At 73.6% G+C, this 18,990-nt stretch carries 15 protein-coding genes and 1 pseudogene; 6 read left to right on the top strand and 10 right to left on the bottom strand.

The window, feature by feature from the left end:
* Positions 1-119 precede the first annotated feature (119 nt).
* Both GA0070616_RS11490 and GA0070616_RS11485 read left to right on the top strand, forming a co-directional pair.
* Entirely contained in the window at positions 120-866 is a 747-nt protein-coding gene (locus GA0070616_RS11490; protein ID WP_139128879.1) for a hypothetical protein, read from the top strand.
* 58 nt (positions 867-924) lie between these two features.
* The gene (locus tag GA0070616_RS11485; protein WP_091080678.1) at positions 925-1,257 is read left to right on the top strand and encodes a cupin domain-containing protein; all 333 of its coding nucleotides are present in this window, start codon (positions 925-927) and stop codon (positions 1,255-1,257) included.
* Between the two features lie 182 nt (positions 1,258-1,439).
* Here the strand turns inward: GA0070616_RS11485 and GA0070616_RS11480 are convergent, their stop codons facing one another.
* Positions 1,440-1,664 carry a hypothetical protein gene (locus tag GA0070616_RS11480; protein WP_091080674.1) on the bottom strand — a complete coding sequence of 75 codons (225 nt, stop codon included), beginning with the start codon at positions 1,662-1,664 and terminating at the stop codon, positions 1,440-1,442.
* Positions 1,665-1,705: 41 nt separating this feature from the next.
* Between GA0070616_RS11480 and GA0070616_RS11475 the strand changes: the two genes are divergently transcribed.
* Positions 1,706-2,317, top strand: a complete 612-nt coding sequence (locus GA0070616_RS11475; protein ID WP_091080670.1) for a GNAT family N-acetyltransferase — start codon at positions 1,706-1,708, stop codon at positions 2,315-2,317.
* Between the two features lie 214 nt (positions 2,318-2,531).
* Here GA0070616_RS11475 and GA0070616_RS11470 read toward each other — a convergent pair whose 3' ends face one another.
* The 4 genes from GA0070616_RS11470 to GA0070616_RS11455 all read right to left on the bottom strand — a co-directional run bounded on the left by GA0070616_RS11470 (position 2,532) and on the right by GA0070616_RS11455 (position 8,221).
* Positions 2,532-3,767, bottom strand: a complete 1,236-nt coding sequence (locus GA0070616_RS11470) for a S8 family peptidase (RefSeq protein WP_091080666.1) — start codon at positions 3,765-3,767, stop codon at positions 2,532-2,534.
* A gap of 463 nt (positions 3,768-4,230) precedes the next feature.
* Complete coding sequence (locus GA0070616_RS11465; protein ID WP_091080663.1) at positions 4,231-4,923, bottom strand: hypothetical protein; 693 nt, start codon at positions 4,921-4,923, stop codon at positions 4,231-4,233.
* Positions 4,920-6,335, bottom strand: coding sequence for a type VII secretion protein EccE (eccE, locus tag GA0070616_RS11460; RefSeq protein WP_091080660.1), 1,416 nt, complete (start codon positions 6,333-6,335; stop codon positions 4,920-4,922). The genes GA0070616_RS11465 and eccE overlap by 4 nt, the downstream gene beginning before the upstream one ends.
* A 206-nt stretch (positions 6,336-6,541) precedes the next feature.
* Positions 6,542-8,221: a right-handed parallel beta-helix repeat-containing protein gene (locus GA0070616_RS11455; RefSeq protein WP_091080656.1), complete on the bottom strand. Its 1,680-nt coding sequence runs from the start codon at positions 8,219-8,221 to the stop codon at positions 6,542-6,544.
* Between the two features lie 156 nt (positions 8,222-8,377).
* Between GA0070616_RS11455 and GA0070616_RS11450 the strand changes: the two genes are divergently transcribed.
* The 3 genes from GA0070616_RS11450 to GA0070616_RS11440 are packed head-to-tail and all read left to right on the top strand — an operon-like array spanning position 8,378 to position 10,493.
* On the top strand, positions 8,378-8,758 hold the full coding sequence (locus GA0070616_RS11450; RefSeq protein ID WP_091080653.1) for a YwqJ-related putative deaminase: 381 nt from the start codon (positions 8,378-8,380) through the stop codon (positions 8,756-8,758).
* Positions 8,755-9,240: an SUKH-3 domain-containing protein gene (locus GA0070616_RS11445; RefSeq protein WP_091080651.1), complete on the top strand. Its 486-nt coding sequence runs from the start codon at positions 8,755-8,757 to the stop codon at positions 9,238-9,240. Before GA0070616_RS11450 ends, GA0070616_RS11445 begins: the two co-directional genes overlap by 4 nt.
* A complete protein-coding gene (locus GA0070616_RS11440) occupies positions 9,234-10,493 on the top strand; it encodes an SseB family protein (protein ID WP_091080648.1) in 1,260 nt (419 codons plus the stop codon). Before GA0070616_RS11445 ends, GA0070616_RS11440 begins: the two co-directional genes overlap by 7 nt.
* Before the next feature lie 120 nt (positions 10,494-10,613).
* Here GA0070616_RS11440 and GA0070616_RS11435 read toward each other — a convergent pair whose 3' ends face one another.
* The 5 genes and pseudogenes from GA0070616_RS11435 to eccCa all read right to left on the bottom strand — a co-directional run bounded on the left by GA0070616_RS11435 (position 10,614) and on the right by eccCa (position 18,937).
* A complete protein-coding gene (locus GA0070616_RS11435) occupies positions 10,614-11,042 on the bottom strand; it encodes a hypothetical protein (RefSeq protein ID WP_091080644.1) in 429 nt (142 codons plus the stop codon).
* A gap of 42 nt (positions 11,043-11,084) precedes the next feature.
* Positions 11,085-12,298: pseudogene (locus GA0070616_RS11430) on the bottom strand (S8 family serine peptidase); the annotation flags it as partial.
* A 105-nt stretch (positions 12,299-12,403) separates the two neighbouring features.
* On the bottom strand, positions 12,404-14,206 hold the full coding sequence (locus tag GA0070616_RS28450) for a WXG100 family type VII secretion target (protein WP_091080637.1): 1,803 nt from the start codon (positions 14,204-14,206) through the stop codon (positions 12,404-12,406).
* A gap of 35 nt (positions 14,207-14,241) precedes the next feature.
* Complete coding sequence (locus tag GA0070616_RS28720; RefSeq protein ID WP_245712728.1) at positions 14,242-14,865, bottom strand: hypothetical protein; 624 nt, start codon at positions 14,863-14,865, stop codon at positions 14,242-14,244.
* A gap of 112 nt (positions 14,866-14,977) precedes the next feature.
* Positions 14,978-18,937 carry a type VII secretion protein EccCa gene (eccCa, locus tag GA0070616_RS11415; protein WP_091080634.1) on the bottom strand — a complete coding sequence of 1,320 codons (3,960 nt, stop codon included), beginning with the start codon at positions 18,935-18,937 and terminating at the stop codon, positions 14,978-14,980.
* Between the last annotated feature and the right edge of the window lie 53 nt (positions 18,938-18,990).

The raw sequence follows: 18,990 nt of genomic DNA, 5'->3' as shown, positions 1-18,990 counted from the left end.
CTGAGCCTAGGGGGCAGTTGACCGTCCGGTCAAGAGGGCGGCTCCGGCTGCCCCACCTGAGTCGGCGACACGTGTTGTGGGTAGTAGCCCCGTGGCGGTCACCGAGATGCGGAGGCGACGTGGAGAACGCTCAGACGCTTGGCGGGCGACGGTTGTGGTGGTTGCTCGGCGCGGCCCTGCTGGTCGTGGTGGTGGTGCTGGTCGCCGGCTGGACGTGGGTGACGACCAGGGACGACGGCCGTTCCGGGCACGTCGTCACCGGTGCCGTCGACGACCTGCGCGAGGCCACCTTCGTTCTGCTCGACGGTGCTGACGTGATCCGGCTGCGCACCGCCGACCTGGGTGACGACGCATACCGGGTGTCCACCCCGCGCGACGCCAGCGTCCGCCCGGCGGTCTCCCTGACCGATGGCAGCCTGCTGACCAATCTGCGCGGCACCGGGCGCGACGGCCCGGCCGTCGTGGAGGTGGTGCTGGGCGAGTCGGTTCGCTGGAACGTACGGCTCAACGGCGGAGCCAAGGAACAACACCTCGACCTGCGCAACGCCCGGGTCGGTGACATCGAGTTCACCGCCGGGGCCAACCGGATCGAGCTGACCCTGCCACCGCCGGAGGGGACGCAACGCACCGTGCTCGGCGGCGGGGCGAGTCAGGTCGTCGTCCGCCTTGCCGGTGACGCGCCGGTGCAGGTACGCGTCGGTGGTGGAGCCGGCTCGGTCACCGTCGACGGGGCCACCCGGTCCGGCGTGGCCGGCGGCACGGTGATCACCCCGCCGCAGTGGGCGTCGGCGACCGACCGCTACGACATCGACGCGACCGCCGGGGTCTCCACGCTGACCGTCGAGCGCACCGAAGCCGACCGCTGAGCGGCACAGCCGACCGTACGATCGTGGCGAGCCGCCCGACACCCGAAGGAGCCGTGCAGTGCAGAAGTCGTCGCTGGCCATCCTCACCGTCGAGCATCTGGAGAAGGCGCGAGCGTCGTCCAGTGGTCGCAGCGCCCAGACCGTCGTCGGCGGGCAGACGCACACCCTGCGGCAGACACTCATCGCCCTGCGTGCCGGTGCGGGGCTGGACGAGCACGAGAACCCGGGCGAGGCCACCGTCCACGTCCTGCACGGGCGGGTCCGCCTGGCCACCCGAGACTCGGCCTGGGAAGGCGCAACCGGCGACGTGCTCGTCGTACCGGACGCCCGACACTCCCTGGCGGCGATCGAGGACGCCGCGGTGCTGCTCACCGTCGCCAAGCTCGCGTAGGCCGCGTCTCGGGCACCGGTGGTCGCCTCGGCGGCCCCGGTGGCGTGGAGCCGACGCAGCGCGCGGCCGACCAGGTGCCGTCGGGCCCGACTACCGGCCCGCGACCCGTGTTCCTGGCTGCCGAGCAGCAGTGTCGGCGTCGAGGGCGTGGCGGCACTCCCGGGCGGGCCGCCGCTGACGGGTCAACCGTTGCCAGGCTGAGCGGCGGTGCCAGCGGTGCGGGCGGGTGCCTCCTCGACGGCCAGCGTGCCGCCGGCCACCCGGCCCCGGGCGGTCCACGGTGTCCAACGTTCGAGGTCGGGGGCGGAAAGGTCGTGGCCCAGCAGCACGGCCGGGCCGGACACCGGCAGATGGCCGGCGAGGCTCGCCAACCGGACGGCCCCGTCCCCGTCGTCGGCCCGGCGCACCGTGTCGACCGCGAGGAGCAGCGGCGTGCGAGCATCGCCGGGTGCCCCAACCCGTGCTCACCACCGACCGGCTGCTCCTGGTGCCCCTCGCCGACCGGCATCTGGACCTGGAGATTGCGCTCGACGCCGATCCGGAGGTGCTCCGCTTCATCTGGGGTCGGGCACGTTCCCGCGACGAGGTTCTCGCGTCCCACGCGCAGCGGATCGCCCTGGCGGGCAGGGTCGACGGGCTGGGTTACTGGATGGCGTTCGGCACCGGCGGCGCGGTCCCCGGCTCGACCCCGCCGACCCGCGAGGAGGAGGGCGAGTTCGTCGGGTTGATGATGCTCCCCCCGGCGCACGGTCCCGACCAGCCCGACGACCCGACCGTCGCCGAACTGGGCTACCGGCTCGTCCGCCGGTACTGGCGTCGAGGGCTGGCCAGCGAAGCGTCCAGGGTGCTGCTGCGACACGCCTTCGACACGGTGGGGCAGCGCCGGGTGATCGCGCAGACCATGGCCGTGAACACCGGTTCCCGGGGCGTGTTGCGGGCCGTCGGGATGCGGCACGTCAGGACGTACTTCCCGGCCTGGGACGACCCGCTGCCGGGGACGGAGCAGGGTGAGGTCGAATACGAGATGACGCGCGGGATGTGGGAGGCGGGCCGGCACTGACACCGCCGTGTCGCGGCGCGAGCGGTGTCGTCGTGGCCGGACGTGGTCCGGGCCGGTTGTGGTCGTGGCCGGACGTCGTCCGGGCCGGTTGTCGTCGCGGCCCGACGCGACGGTCTGGTCGCCGGTCACGCGCCGGACCAACCGGTGCGGAGCGGGGGACGCCCCGGTCCCGAGGAATGTGCCCTCGGGGCCGGGGCGACCCGGGTCGATGGGATCAGAACGAGGGCGCCAGGTAGAGCAGACGGTTCGGCGAGCCCGGTCCGGGGTTGATGACGACGTTGGGCGTGGCGGTGCTGTTCAGGTAGGAGCTGACCTGCGCGGGGGGCCAGGACGGGTTGTTCTGGAGCACCCGGGCGGCGGCACCGGCCACGTGCGGCGAGGCCATCGAGGTGCCGCTGATCGAGTTGGTGGCGGTGTCGCTGGTGTGCCAGGCGGACAGCACGCCCACGCCGGGGGCGAACAGGTCCAGGCAGGAGCCGTAGTTGGAGAAGCTGGCCCGGTAGTCGTTGCTCTGCGTCGCGCCGACCGTGATGGCGGTCGGAACCGAGGCCGGCGAGAAGTTGCAGGCGTTCTGGTTGGAGTTGCCGGCGGCCACCGCGTAGGAGATCCCGTCGGCGATGGAGTTCGCGACGGCCGTGTTCAGCGCGGCGTTGTTGCCGCCGCCGAGGCTCATGTTGGCCACCGCGGGCTGGCCGGTACCGTGGTTCGCGGTCACCCAGTTGATGCCGGCGATGACCTGGGCCCAGGTGCCGCTGCCGGCGCAGTTGAGCACCCGTACGCCGACGAGCCGCACGCCCTTGGCCACCCCGTACGTCTTGCCGCCGACCGTGCCGGCGACGTGGGTGCCGTGGCCGTTGCAGTCGGTCGCGGGCAGCGAGCCGTCGACGGCGTCGTAACCGTGGATCGCCCGACCGCCGAAGTCGACGTGGGTGGTCCGGATTCCGGTGTCGATGACGTAGACGACGGTGCCGCTGCCGGTGCTGGTGTAGCTGTAGGTATTGCTCAGCGGGAGTTTGGGCTGGTCGATGCGGTCCAGCCCCCACGGCGGGTTGGTCTGGGTGGCGGCGAGGGACACGGTGGCGTTCTGCTCGACGTAGGCGACCGAGGGGTGGGCCGCGAGCCGCTTGGCGGCCTGCTCCGACAGCTTCGCCTCGAACCCGTTGAGCGCCGCGCCGTAGACGTGGCCGACGCGGGCACCGAACTGCTTGGCCAGGCTGACGGCGGTGTCGTCCACGTTGGCCTGGCGGGTGCCGGCGCGACCGCCGACGGCGCTGTCCTTCAGCACCACGATGTAGCTCTCGGGTACGGCGTTGGGTCCGTTGGCGTTCAGGATGTGCCCGGTGGCCGGGGCTGCCGTCGCCGGGGCGCCGGCCATGGTGGTGACCAGGGCGGCGGTGGCGAGTACGGCGACGGTCGCGATCCGTCGCCGACGAGCACGGGGGAGTGTCATCTCCCAGTCCTCCTACTGTGGGTGGCCCCCGCGAGGTGGTTGCCCCGCAGAGAGCGTCCTGACATTGCGAGGATCCTAACGCTGCATTGACGTACATGTATGCGCGTCCTGTGTTTCGCGATATGAAAAATGAACTGCGAAAAAGCGATCTTGCATTCTCGGATGTTGCGGGAATCGCGATTCCTTGCGTCCGGCGGACCAGCTCACCGGCCGGGTCACCGGCCGAGCGGTCGGCGACCCGGCGACCAGTCACCCCTGCCACCACCTGGCGGGAATCTCAGCCGGCCAGCTTGCGTCCTCGGGCGCTGCGCCTCGGTTGCACGACACTTCGGACGTACCGAACCGTCGCGGGGGCAGAAACCCGTCGTCGACACTCGACGGACGGACGGACGGACGGACGGACGCGGCGACCGCGACCCTCACGCCCACCGCGACGCCGGCGAGCCGGAACGCCAGGGTCCGGTCACTGCCCCCGTGCCACAGGCCCGATCAGCTGGCGCTCGGTCGGTGTCATGCTGAGCGTCACCCACTGCACCTTGCCCCTGGTGATCAGGCCGACCATCTCCGGGTGCAGTTGGGTGAACCAGCTCTGCACGCTGACCAGCCCGAGTGCCGTCGCCGCCGTCACGGCCTCCGGCTCGGTGAGCCGCTGCAACACCACGATGTCGCTGCGCACCAGCACCTCCACGTCCCAGCCGGCCAACTCGTCGCGAACCACCAGGGTGGCCCGCCACGGCGCGGCGAGGCTCGTGTCCGGCCCGGTCACCGGCCCGGTGTCGATGACCACGAGCTGCGGTTCGGTCGGGGTCGCCGGGGTCGGCGGCGCGACGCCCGGGGGCAGGAACGAGGCGACCTCCCGGCCGATGACGCAGCGGCGCAGGACCGCGTCCCACTCCTGCTCACGGGCCGTCTGGATGAACAGGCGCGCCCCGAGAGCGAGGGCCCGGAAGGCAAGCAGCTCCGCGCAGCGCACCCCGCCGGTGAGCATCAGTCGGGTGGGCTCGGCCCGGAACAGCCGCAACCCGACGGGCTCCTGCTGCCGGTTGCGCCCGACGACCAGGCCGCCGCCCCCGGCGACGAGATGCAACCCGGCCACCGTCGGGGTGGAGGTGACGTGCAGCCCCATCCGGCTGCCGGGGAAGGCGGCACCGTTCACCGCAGGAACCCTCCGAGCGGCAGGGTGGCGGCAACGCCATGGGCGTGTTCGCCGTCGAGTCGTTGCAGGCGACCACCGTGCCGACGGATCGCCTCGTCCAGGGCCCGGTCGGCGGTGTCGAGGGCCGCCGGATCGGTGCCGATCAGCCGGAACGCCACCTCCACGGCGACCTCGTCGTCGCCGGCACGGGTGCTGTCCCGAGTCGCGGCGATCGACACCACGGCGCTGGCGGCGGGCAGCCCCCGCAGCAGCGGGTCGACCTCCCACGCCCGGTCCGGCCAGCGCAGCAGCCGGTGACAACTCTGCGCGGTGTCCTGGGTGGACCAGATCCGCCAGTCCTCCCGGGCCGCCGGCCGGTCTCCCGCGCCGGACGGATCGCCCGCGAGCTGGGTGAGGTGGGCGACGGCGGCGAGCACCTCGTCCCGGTTGAGCATCCGCGCGGTGACCCGATCCTGGCGCAGTTGCCGCCGCAGCCGCCGGATCGCCGCGGTCAGGGTCGGGCGCAGATCCCGGTCGGCATGGAGATCCGGGGTACGCGCGGCCTGGAGCACCACCCAGGCCTGCCGGCTCGCCGGCACCTCTCCGCCCGTCAGCTCCCGGTACGCCCGGTCCACGGCAGCGGCACCCGATCGGGCGCGGGGTGCCGGCGTGACCTGGATGAGCAGCTGCACCACGATCGGCGGGGCCTTGGGGTCGGCGGCCGGCAGCAGCACCACCGGGGAGGGCAACGCCTGCGGTGCCCCCACCAGCAGGGCACCCTCCGTCGGGTCGACCTCGAACACGGCGCACAGGCCGCCCCGGTGGGTCAGCAGCACCGCCGGTTGGTCGTCGATCTCGACCGCGTCCAGCTCGACGCTGCCCTCGACGTGCGTCAACAGGTGCAGGGCGGTGTCCGGGCCGCTCGCGGTGAGCTGCCGACTGCGCCCCCGGTAGCCCCACCAGACGCTCAGCCACCGGTAGGCCCAACGCCCCCGGAACCGCACCACCGTCGGCGAGACCAGCAGCAGCGCGCCGGCGGCCACCGCGACCGTGAGCGGTACCCCGTGCGGGTACGCGGCGAGCACCGCCGCCACGGCGGACTGCCAGGCCACCAGTTGTGCCACGTGCACTCCGCCGACCCGCAGCTCGCGCCGGTGCGGGCGTACCACCGGGGTGGCCGCCTCGGTCGCGGCCTCCGCCTCGCCGGTCGGCTGCGCTGCGGTGGCCGCCACCGGTCGCGCGGGCGGTGCGGCCGACGTCGCGGCGGTGCCCCGCCCGGCTGCGGCAACCTGGGCCTCGGCCGCCGCCCGGCTGCCGTACGCGGTGCCGGCCGTGGCCCGACCCTGCCCGCGCTGCGCGGCCCAGACCTGCCCCGCCCCCACGGTGCTCAGGGTCGGCGCGGGTGCCGGCGCGCCCGCCTGCTGCGGAGACACCGCCCGCTGGCCCGCTACGGCCTGCTGTCCGGCCGCCTGCTGTCCTGGCGCAACCTGTTGGCCCGGCGCGGCCTGCTGTCCCGCCGCCTGCCGGCCCGGCCGGGCGGTCGGCGGTGCACCTGGGTGCTGCTGCCAGCCCGGCTCATCCGGCCGTGCCGCCCCGGGATGCGTCACCGCGCGTCCCCTTTCCCCGTGACCGGCACCGCTCAGCGACCGATCGCGGCGCGGACGTCGCCGACCGTGACGGTGCGCAGCTCGTCGAGGCTGGGCCGTTGGCCGGACTGGCGCAGTCGCTGCGCCTGTGCCTTGCGGACACCCTCGAAGAGCTTGCGTGCCTCCCGCGCGTTGCCGAAGTTCTGGTCCCGCTCGATCGAGCCGAAGTGGGCCAGCAGCACCAAGGCGACACCGTCGGCGAGCAGGTACTCGTCGCCGGCCGCCATCCGCTCGACGATCACCACCAGTTGCTCCGGCGAGTAGTTGCCGAACTCGACTGTCTTGGCGAAGCGGGATGCCAGGCCCGGATTGGCGTCGAGGAACTGGAGCATCTCCCCGGTGTAGCCGGCGGCGATGACCGCCACCTCGTCGCGGTGGTCTTCCATGAGCTTGACCAGCGTGTCGATGGCCTCCTGGCCGAAGTCGCCGCCGCTGCCGAACGAGCGGGACAACGTGTACGCCTCGTCGACGAACAGCACCCCACCCCGGGCGGCGTCGAAGGCGGCGGCGGTCTTCTCCGCCGTGTGGCCCAGGTACTGGCCGACCAGGTCACGTCGGGACACCTCGCGGAACGCGCCGCCGGGCAACGCCCCCAGTGCCGCCAGCAGTTCGCCGTAGATGCGGGCCACCGTGGTCTTACCGGTGCCGGGCGCCCCCGCGAAGATCAGGTGGTGGCTGACCGTGCCCACCGGCAGCCCGGCGCTGCGTCGCCACTCGTTGACCTGGATCTCGTCGATGAGGCCGCGGACCTCCTCCTTCACCGACTCCAGACCGACCATCGCGTCGAGTTCGGCCAGCAGCTTCTCGACCCGGGCGGTGTCCTGCTGCGGGGCGGCCTGGGCCGCCGCCGCGCCGAACGTGGCCGCCCGGCTGGCCGTGCCGGTCACGACGGTGGGCGTCGCGCCCTCGGCCACGTCGATCGCCGGCAGCGCCGTGTTCTCCGTGGTGCACTCCTCGACCGTGCCGGAGCAGCCACGGGCGAAGGAGACCGCCGGGCCCCGCGTGTCCCGGATGCGGCAGCGACGCAGCACGGGCGCGCTCTGGTGCACCACCGCGACGCCGGCGTGACCGGTCTGCGAGATGTCGCACGCCTCGATGGTCGGTCGGCCGTACTGGTAGACGTAGACACCCCGGTTGCCGCAGCGGGTGATGGTGCTGGTGCGGATGGTCGGCGCGGCGCCGATCCGCACGATGATGCCGTCCTCGCTGAGATCGCTGAACTCGCAACCCTCCACGGTGCCGTCGGAATCCTCCACCACCAGGCCGTAGCGGGCACCCGTCACCCGGCAGCGGGTCAGCGTGAACTCCGACCGCCCGGCCACCTGAACGGCCGCGCCGAACCCCGCGCTCAGCTCGCAGCCGGTCAGGGTGAGCGTCGCCCGGTCGACAACCACCACCGGCGCGTCGCCGGCCTTGAGCACCAGGTCGCGCAGCTCCAGCCGCCCAGAGTTGCAGGACACCGTCGGGTAGACCCCGGACGAGGCGTCGACGGTCACGGTCCCGGCGCCCTGGGCGGCGACGACGGTGACCGCACGGTCGTTGACGAACAGGGCCTCGTAGTAGGTGCCGGGGGTCACCGAGACGACGGTGTCGTCGCTGGCCGCCGCGAGCGCGTCACCGATCGTGGGGTAGGCGCCGGGCTGGTCCGGGGAGACGAGAAGGGTGCGCGTCATGGCTCCGGGCTCCGTGCGACGGCGGTTTGGGGGCTGGCGCCGACGATATCCCAGCCGGACGACGTGGGGGAGCCCGCCGGGGGCGGACTGTGGGCAGTGCCGGCGGTGGTCGGCCGATAGGCTCGGTGGCGCACCGACACCGGGACGGGAGGACGGATGGCGGAGCTTCGGATGTTGCCGCTCACCGCGGGCGCGCTGCTGGTCGACGGCACCGTCCACACGCACACCTCGATCCGTGGGGACATCGCCCCCGACCTGCACCCCGTGATCCGGCGCTTCCTCCACGAGCTGCCGGCCGACCAGCGGGAACGCTTCGCGGGCTGGTGCGCCGAGACGGTGCTGCTCTCCGACCGGCTCCACGCGGCCGAGGCCGACGGCCCGCCGCTGACCGCCACCCGGGCGCGGGCCCTGCTGTGGGGGGCCAAGGTGCGGGTTACCCGGATCCGGGAGGACGGTGACCCCCGGCACGGCGAGGTGCAACCGCCCTGCCGCTCCTGCGCGGCCCTGCTCGACTGGTTCGGGGTGGAGACGCTGTGACCGACCGTTTCCCGTCGCTGGTCGCGCAGACGCTCGCCGCCTCCGGGTGGACGCCCGACCGCCGCGACGACGACCGCGCCCGTGACTGGGCGCTGCGGCTCGCGGCCCTCGCCGCGCCGGATGGCCGCCAGCACACCGTCGTCCCCGCCGCCGTCGAGGCGTACGCCGAGTTCGGCGGGCTGCGGGTGCGCCCGCAGGGCGAGGGCGAGCAGGTCGCGCCCAGCGCCTTCCACCTCGACCCGTTCCTCGTCCGGCACAGCGTCCACACCCTCGCCGCGCTGGCCGCCGCGACCGGCACGGCACTGGCCCCTCTCGGCGAGGAGGGCGACGGCACCGGCATCCTCGCCGTCGACGAACGGGGCCGGGTGTTCGTGCTCGACCACACCGGCGAGTGGTTTCTCGGCGGTGACCTCGACGAGGCCGTCACCGTACTGGTGCTGGGCCGCCAGCCCCGCCGTGTCCGTGCGGACGGCACCTGGTGACGGCCTGGCGTCCGACGACCGCCACCGAGACCGCGCTGCTGGCGGCTGTGGAGGCCGACGACCAGGAGACGTTCCTCCGGGAGTTGGCCGCCGGTCCGCTGCTGGTGCCGGTGCCTCCCGAGGCGGCCTCCGGCCAGGCCCCACCCGCCTGGCCCACCGGCCGTTTCGAGGGGCGGACGCACGTCGTCACCTTCACCTCCCCGGCGGCGATCGTCGCCTGCCTGCCGGGGCAGCCGGTCAGCTGGCGCGCGATGACCCTGTCGGACATGGCGCTCGACTGGCCCGGCGACGACCACCTGCTGGCCGTGGACGCCGGCCTGCCGATCGGGGTCCGGCTCGACGCCGACGACCTGCGTACGCTCGCCGGGGCGACGGTCGAGGCCGAACGCGACCTGCGCGACGCGGTGACCCGCCAGGACCCGGACGCCCTGATGGCGGCGCTGCTGCGCACCGAACTGGTGCTGCCGGTCCGGCCCGGCGGCGGTCCCTCACGGGACCTGTCCGATCCCGAGTTCCCCTGGTGGTGCGTGCCTGATCCGCAGGGCCGGCCCACCCTGCCGGTGTTCACCTCCGAGCTGCGGCTGCGGCAGGCGCTCGGCGACCACGACGCGGTGTCGGTGAGCAGCCTCCAGCTCACCGAACACTGGCCGGACGACTCGTGGCAACTACTGCTCAACCCGGACACTCCGCTGTCGGCGGTGCTGCCCGGCGAGGCGGTGCTGACCCTGCGGGAATGGTTGGGCGAGCTGCGCCAGGTGCTGACCGACGCCGCCGAGGAGGAGCAGCGTCGCCGGGTCGCCGCCGCGTACGCCGAGCCGGCCGCACACGGGGTGCCGGTGCACCGGCCCGCACCCGCCGAGGACGACGACCCGGGGCCCGATCCCGACGCGCCGATGCGCCTGCAACTGGTCATCCCGCACCGCTACCTGACGTCCTACCTGGACGACGGCTACGACCGTGCCGCGGGGCTGGTGCACACCTGGGCCGGGCCGGGCCGGGACACCCCCGTCCGGCTCTACCGCCGGCTCGGGCTGCTCGGCGACGGCTCCCCGTTCGAGGAGTCCGACGAGTGGGTGGCGGTGCTGCGCTGGTCACCGGGCGACGAGACGCCCGAGGAGTGGGGGCGGGGGCAGCCCCGGATGGAGTCGCTGGTCGTACCCGACGGAACGGGCCTGCACTGCCTGCACCGTGACGGGCGCGACGAACTGCTGGCCCGCTTCGACGCGAAGCAGGCGCGCTGGCTGCCGGCCTGACCCACCCCGACGGCCTGCGTACGCGACACCCGTGCGGCGACCCTGCCGGGTACCCCGGACCTGACCGTGCCCACCGGCTGGAGCATCCTCGACCTCGGTCCCGCCAGGTCGGGCGACGGATCAGCGTCGCCGGACCGGCTTGCCGGCCAGTTCCCCGGCGGCGAACCAGGCGCGGGCCGGGCGGCTGGCCAGCAACCCTCGCGCCACCCCGGCCATCGCCCCCACCACCAGCGGCGTGACCATCGTCGGCTCGTAGCCGAGCCTGCCCTGGACCAGCAGCGAGACGAGGACGACGACGAAGATCCCGAAGGTGAACGTGGCGGGTGCGGTCAATCCCTCCCGGCCCCGCCCCGCCCAGGCCACGAGCATGCCCAGCGCGGTCATCAGCACCAGCAGCAGGCAGATCGCGAGCACCCCCGCCCCGATGCCGACCACCAGGAACCTGGCGTCGCCCTCGGTCGACAGCATCGCCCGGAAGAAGGCGATCCCCGCGACGAGCCAGGTGCCGGCCACCGGCAGCATCAGCAGCACCGCGATGGTCACGGCCACCGGCCGCCGCCCGGTCGCGGCCGGCGCGGAAGGGCCGGGGCGGGTGGGCGGAGCGGGCGGTATGGTCCCGGGCCCGGAAGCGCCGGGCGGGCCGGCGGGGGGTGTGGTCACCGGCCCTCCGGGGCGGCACGCCTGCGCAGCACCAGCACCGTCGCCACCGCACCGGCGGCGATCACGAGGAAGCCGACCCAGAGCAGCACGACGAACAGCGTCTCCTCCGCCCCCGGCCCCGCCACGGATCGGGCACCGGCGAGGTCCGGGTCCTGGACGGGGTCTTTCGCGGCCGGGGTGTGGCCGGCCCGGCCGTCGGGTTCGCCGGTCAACGCTCTGCGCAGGTCGAGCACCCCCCACCCGTGGTCCAGGTCCTTGCCCTTGTCGCCGACGTCGCGACTGGTCTCCAGCAGGCGTTGGAACATCTGGTAGGCGGTCAGGTCCGGGTACCGCGCTTTGATCAGCGCCAGCGCGCCGGACACGATGGCCGCGGCGCCGCTGCTACCGGTCGCCGTCGCGTACCTCCGACCAGGAATGGCCTGGATCAGGTCCTCCCCCGGGGCCGCGATGTCGACCTCCTCGGCCGGCAGAGCCGCCTCCCGGCTGACGGTGTCTGTGCGGGTGGTGCCGTTGACCGCGACGGCACCGGGGTGTCGGGCCGGGTTGCCGATGACGACGTCGCTGCGGTTGCCGACACCGGCCACCACGACCACGCCCTTCTGGTATGCCCGCTCGACCGCCCGGTCCAGGTCGAGGTGGTGGCTGCTGCTCAGCGACACGTTGATGATGTCGGCCCCGGCATCGATCGCCCACTGGATGCCGGCGGCGACCGCGCTCGGAGCGATGACCGAACTCCGCTCACCTTGGACGGTGACCGGGAGGATCTTCGCCCTCGGGGCGACCCCGAGGACGCCGTCGCCGCCGCCGGGTCCGTGTCCGTGCCCGGCGATCAGCGAGGCCATGCCGGTACCGTGCCCCTGCCGGTCGACCCGCCCCCTACTGCCGTCGTCGAACAGGTCGACGCCGGGCAGCACGTTGTCCCTGAGATCCGGGTGGGTGGCGTCCACGCCGGTGTCGACAACCGCGACGACGACGCCCTCGCCCTGGGTGATCTTGTGCAGTTCCGCGAGCTCAAGCGCCTTGACGTGCCAGGAGTCGGCCCGGATGTCGTCGGCTCGGGCCGGTGTGGCGGGCAGGACCAGGGAGACCAGGACGCTCGCCACGGCGGACGTCAGGGCGAGCGCCGGTCGGGTGCGGACACGCATGCCCGTCAACCTTCCTCTGTGGGCCGTCGTGCACGGCCGTGGTGGGGCAGCCACCACATGGTACGGGCCGGTCACCGACAGTGCGGTGGCCGGCCCGGTGCCAGGTCAGCTCTGCCCCAGGGCCTTGCCCTGCTCGCGGGGCCGGTGCTCGGCGGGTGCCTCGATGGCCCCGACAGCGGTGGATTCGGTGACCCACAGCTCGTCGTCGCCGTCGCCGTACTGCCAGGTCTCCTGCTCGTCGTCGGCCGGGCGGGTGCTGGCGCGCGCCGGCACGGTGGGGCCGCCCCGACGGCCGCCCAGGGACGGCACGGGACCGGTCGTGGGTGCCGCCCGACCGCCGCCGGCAGCCGCCCGCCCCTTCAGGTCCGGTTGTCCGCCCTTGACAGGCTGGCCGCCGCTGCGGGCACCGGGGGTGCCGTGGTGCGGCGCCCCGGGCGCACCCATGCCTCGGCCGGCCAGCGGCGCACCGCTGCGCGGGATAGCCGGACCTGCGCCAGTCCCCGGCTTGCCCGGGTGCGGCGGCGTGGGACGTCCCGCGGCCGGGGTCGTGCCCGGCGTGCCGCCCCGCTGCCCGCCGAGGCTCGGTGGGGGCGTGGCGGGCCGGCCGGGTGCGCCACCGGTGCGGCCAGGTGCGCCGGTGCTACCCGGCAGACGTGGGGTGGACGGCGGAGTGCGGCCGGGCTGCCCTCCGAGTCCCGGCGCGGCGGGACGGGACCCGGGAGGGCGGCCGGTGCCCGTGTTGCCCGGCAGCGTCGGTCGGTTCGGGGCGGGGCCCCGACCGGACCCCGGGGTGCCGCCGCCGGCGTTGGTTCCCGGCAGGGTGGGGCGGTTCGGGGCGGGGCCGCGGCCACCGGGCGGGGCACCCGCACCGGTGCCCGGCAGGGTGGCGCGCGGAGTCCCCGGCCGGTTTCCGGCATTCGACAGGCCAGGACTGCCGGGTCGTGGCCCCAGAGCCGTCGGCGGCACGACCGGGCCGGCCGTAGCCGGGGCGGTCGTGGTCGGCAGGGTCGGAGTCGCCGGTGGCGCGCCGGTGGGCGGCGCCGTGGGTGCCGTGGTGCCGGCGAGCCTGACATCGTCGGGCAGTCCGGAAGGCGGAGGAGCGGGCGGCGTGGCCTGCGTGCCGACCAGGTCCGGACGGTTCGGCATGTCCGGCCGGGTCGGACGGGGCCCGGTGGCGGTCGGTGCGGTCGGACGGCTGCCACCTGGTGCGCCCGGCGCGACCGGTCGGGGCAGCAGGGACTCGTTGACTGGGGCGGCCCTGGTCGGGCCCTTGAACTTTCCGCCGCGCGACACGTACGAGATGTAGACGTCGATGTAGAGGTCGGCGAGCGGCTTGACGATGTCGCGGGCCTGCGTGTGGAACTCCCGCTGGACCTCCTCGTAGCTCTTGCCGTTGTTCATCCCGAAGGCGTCGCCCCACTGGAGGCCCTGATCCGCCTCACGCTTGCCGGCCTGGGCGATCTGCTCGTTCTTGTAGTCCAGCCACACCTGCCTCATGCTGGCCTGGGCCTGCCCGATCTTGGTGGCCAGTTGCTCCAGGCCGGTGGCCGTGTCGTCGGCGACCCGCCTCCACTCGTCCAGCGAGTAGAGGGTCGCGCCGACCCGTCCCATGAACATCCTGGCCGCGGGCGACTGCCACTTCGCGTCCAGCGAGTCGGCGTGCCGCTTGAGGTTCTCCCGGGTGGCCTGCAACAGGCTGCTGGTACGCCGCCAGGTCGCGGCGAGGGCGAGGGTCCGCTCGTCGCTCTCCTTGCGGACGTACTCCCACATCTCCTCGATGGTGACGGCGTCCCAGTCGGTGGGCTCGTACGGCGAGGCCTGCGAGGAACGCTCGTAGGCGTAGTCGTCGACGGCGCCGGCGTAGCCGGGAATGGTCACCGGCGTGTAGCCGTAGTAGTTGTCGGTCATCCCCGCTCCTCAGCGTCTCCTCAGCGCGGCGGTGGTCAGGACACCAGGTCCGACTGGTCGAACTCGAGTTCGCTGTCGGACATGCCCTCACTGTCGGCCTGGATGGTCATCTCGCCCACGGTGTCCTCGGCGATGACCTGTTCCTGGTCGACCTCCGGCGTCTCCTCGCGATCGTCGTCGGTGGCCGAGTCGTCCTCGCCGAAGTAGGTGGCGGGATCCGTCGCCGCTTCCGGCACCGCGACGATCGGGTCGTTCGGGTCGGCACCCTGCTGCGAGGAGCCGTGCAGGGTCTCCTGCCCGTCGACGACGGTGAAGGCGTCGAGCACGTCGCCAATGGTGGCCTGCGAGAGCGCGTCGCCGGTCAGGTATTCGGCGGAGATCCCCATCGCCGCCAGGCTGAGCGCGCCCAGCCCCTTCGCGGCGTCCGAGAGCAGTTGGCTGATGGCCATCCGGCTCTCGTCATGCCGGCCCCGGAAGAACGCGCCCTCCTTGAGACCACCGCCGCCGAACGGTGCCTGCACGTTGATCACGGGTAGGATGCCGTTCTGCAGGCTCGGCGTGAAGTTGGTCGTCAGCTCGTTCTGGATGGCCGTCGCGAAGTCCTTCAGCTGCTGGATGTCGACGTCGATGTTCTCGTCGACGAGCCACTCGTCGCCCATGGGCCTCCCCCGATCCGTCGCACACGCCGCAGGCGCGGCCGGGTCCCACAGCCGCGCTCGGTACCTCACACTCTGGTGGACGGTAACCACATCGGGCAACCCGGTACGCGGCTCACGACCGGGCCGGAAGATTCACCAACTGCACCAGCCGGGTGCCTTCCCGGCGGGTGACCAGCCAACCCCGGCCCGGCGGCAGCGGCCCCGGCCGGACGGTGCCCAGCAGCACACCCTCGTCCCGGTTGCCGGACATCACGAGGCCCGGCGTGCTGATCTCGCGCAGTCGCATCAGCACCGGCTCGTACAGCGCCCGGCTGGCCCCGCCCGTGCGTCGGGCGACCACCAGGTGCAGGCCGATGTCGCGGGCCTGGGGCAGGAACTCCAGCAGCGGCGTCAGCGGGTTGCTGCCCGCACCCGCCACCAGGTCGTAGTCGTCGACCAGGACGTAGAGGTCCGGCCCCTTCCACCAGCTGCGGGCGCGCAACTGGTCCGGCGTGACGTCGTTGGGGGGCAGCCGGTCCCGCATCACCGCGGCGACCTCGGCCACGATGCTCTCGGTGAGCTGCGCCGACGAGCCGTACCCGATCAGGTGCGGGGTGGTGATGTCGCCGAGCATGCTGCGTCGGTAGTCGACGATGACCAGCCGGGCCTCGGTCAGGTCGAACCGGTCGACGACCGTCTGCGCCAGGGCCCGCAGGAACGTGCTCTTGCCCGACTCGCCGTCGCCGAACACGATGAAGTGCGGGTCGGCGGCGAAGTCCAGGTGCACCGGCTGGAGGTCGACCTCCGCGATGCCGACCGGCACGCCCGGCCGGCCGGTGGCCGGCAGGCTGCCGTACGGGACCACCGGCGGGAGCAGCCGGATCGGGGGCGCGCCCGGCCCCTGCCACGCGGCGGCCAGGTCGGTGACCAGTTTCCGGGCGCCCTCCGACAGGCTCTCCGCGTCCTGCGTGCCGTCGGTGCGGGGCAACGCCGAGAGGAACTGCTGACCGTCGGGGGTGATCCCGCGGCCCGGCGACTTGTCCGGCACGTTCATGGCCGCCCGCCGGTCCAGGTGGGAATCCCCGGCGTCGGCGAGCCACAGCTCCAGCCGGGTGCCGAAGACATCCCGGACGGCGGGCCGCAGGTCCATCCAACGGCCGGCGGTGACGATCAGGTGGATGCCGAACGACAGCCCCCGGTTGGCGATGTCGTTGATCGTCGGTTCCAGGTCCTCGAACTCGGTCCGGATCGTCGACCAACCGTCGATCACCAGGAACACGTCGCCGAACGGGTCGTCGGTGTGCTGGCCGTGCCGACGGGCCCGCCGGTACTCGGCCATCGAGTCGATCCCACGCTCGGCGAACCGGCGCTCCCGCTCCCCCATCAGCAGTTGCAGCTCGGCGACCGTCCGGCGGACCAGCCCGGCGTCGAGCCGGGTGGCGACCGAGCCGACGTGTGGCAGGTCACGCAGCGAGGACAGGGCGCTGCTGCCCAGGTCGAGACAGTAGACCGCAGCCTCGCGGGGGGTGTGGGTCAGCGCCAGCGAGGTGACCATCGTCCGCAGCAGGGTGCTCTTGCCGCTCTGCGGGCCGCCGACGATCACCGCGTGCCCGGCCGCCCCGGCCAGGTCGAACCAGAGCACGTCCCGGCGCTGGTCGAACGGCTTGTCGACGATTCCCACGGCGACCTGGAGTTCACCCAGCAGACCCGCGTGCGAAACGGTGACGCCCCGCGCCGGGTCGGCGGTGAGCGGCGGCAGCAACTGGTCCAGCGTCGGCGGCTCCGCCAACGGCGGCAACCACACCTGGTGTGCCGGCGCGCCCCGGCCGGCCAGCCGCCCCACCAGGATGTCCAGGACGCTCTCGCCCACCCCGTCGGTGGGTTCCGGCGCGACGTCCTCCTTCGGCGTACGCGTCACCGGGGGCGCCACGTACCCCGTCGTGTACTCCTGCACCCGCTCCTCGCCGTCACCGGCGGCCACCGCCTCCGCGGTCTTGCTGCGGTAGGTGCCCGACACGTACGCCGCCTTGAAGCGCACCAGCGGTTCCATCCCGAAGCGCAGGTAGCCGTGTCCCGGGGAGCGGGGCAGTTCGTAGGCGTCGGTCGCGCCGAGCACCACCCGCGACTCCATCGCGGAGAAGGTCCGCAGGCCGACGCGGTAGGACAGGTGGGTGTCCAGGCCGCGCAGCCGGCCCTCCTCCAACCGCTGCGAGGCCAGCAGCAGGTGTACGCCCAGCGACCGGCCCACCCGCCCGATCTGCACGAACATGTCGATGAAGTCGGGCTTGGCGGTGAGCAGCTCGGAGAACTCGTCGCAGATGATGAGCAGGCTGGGCAGCGGGGCCAGCGGGGCCCCCGCCGCGCGGGCCTTCTCGTAGTCGCGCTGCGAGGCGTAGTTGCCGGCCGCGCGCAGCAGCTCCTGCCGGCGCACCAGCTCGCCGTTGATGGCGTCGGTCATCCGGTCGACCAACGGCAGCTCGTCGGCCAGGTTGGTGATCACCGCGCTGGTGTGCGGCAGGCCGTCGAGCCGGGTGAAGGTCGCGCCGCCCTTGAAGTCGACCAGCACGAAGTTGAGGCTCTCCGAGGAGTGTGTGGCGGCCAGCGCCAGCACCAGGGTGCGCAGCAGCTCCGACTTGCCGGAGCCGGTCGCGCCGATCAGCAGCCCGTGCGGGCCCATGCCGTCCTGAGCGGACTCCTTCAGGTCCAACTCGACGGGGCCGCCGTCGACGCCGACGCCGATCGGCACCCGCAGCCGGTCCCGGTTCGGTCGGGGCTGCCAGGCCCGGTCGACGTCGAACTCGTACGGGTCACCGAGGTTGAGCAGCTCGGCCAGGCCCAGTTCGGTGGTGAGCGGCGCGTCACCACCCCGGGACGCCGCCGACAGGCGCAGTGGCGCGAGCTGCATCGCCAGCGCCTCGACCTCCTCGACCCGGCAGTCGTCCGCCCGGCCGATCTCCGCCGGTCCGTCCACCGTGGTGCTCCGCAACGCCCGGTCGCCGCCGACCTCCAGCACCAGCCGCGCGCGGTCCAGCACCCGCGGCGGCGGGTGGGACAGGTCGAGCAGGGTGACCCCCTCGACCCCGCCGTCGGTCATCAGATGGTCGGACCCGGCGGTGTCGCCGCCGTCGATGACGACCAGCACGTGCGGCCCGCCCACCTGCGGTGCCCCGCCGGCGGCGTTGAACCGGGGCCGGCTCACCAGCACGTCGTCGAGCATCGCCTCCAGACCCGTCACCGACGGGGCGACCAGGCGCAACTGGCCCAGGGCGTCGGTACGGGTGGGGTGCAGCGCGTGCGGCAGCCACTTCGTCCACTCCCAGTGGGCCCGCCGGTCCGCCGAGGTGCAGACCGCCACCAGCATGTCGTCGGGGGCGTGGAAGGCCGCAGCCTGGGCGAGCACCGCCCGGACCAGTCCGCGCACCGCCTCGTCGTCACCACGCAGGTGCACCCGGGCGAAGCCGTTCAGCGCCATCGTCACCGGCAGGTCCGGCACCTCGCCGTACGCGGTGAGGAACCGGCGCAGCGCCAGCGCGCACATCGGTTCCAGCTTCTCCAGCGAGGTGGCCGGCGGCGGCACCAGCGGGGTGGCGAGTTCCTGCGGACCCAACCCGATGCGGACGGTGGCGAAGTCGACGTCACCGCGGCGACGTTCCCACAGCCGGGGGCCCACCGGCACCGACCACAGGGCGTCCGGGTCCGGGTGCCGGTAGAACGCCGCCTCCCGCTGCCGGCGGACCGTCCTGAGCACCCGCCGGCGCTGCCGGGACAGGTGCGTCATGTACTCGCGCCGCTTCTGGAGCATCTCCTGCTTGCTGGGGCCGCCCGAGTTGTTGGTGAGCTGGGAGGCGAGCATGCCGATCGCGGACAGGCCGAACAGGCCGCCGGTGACGTAGCCGAGGGTGCTGCCGCCCCGGCCCGCGAACATCAGCGCCATCGCGAAGGAACCCGCGAGCATGGGCAGCAGCATCAACATCTGCCCCCACGCCTTGCCGCCGGGCGCCGGCACCTCGGGGGGTGACTCCAGCAGCACCTCCCCGGAGGGGTACTCCGGTTCCGGCTGTCGGGCCGGGCGCTTGACCACCACCGTGCTCACGAAACTGTCCTCCCCGTCGGCGTCCGGGCCGCAACGGTACGAACCGGCACCCG

The sequence above is a fragment of the Micromonospora nigra genome (genome assembly GCF_900091585.1).
Lineage (GTDB): Bacteria > Actinomycetota > Actinomycetes > Mycobacteriales > Micromonosporaceae > Micromonospora > Micromonospora nigra.
This window is presented reverse-complemented; position numbering and strand designations above follow the sequence as displayed.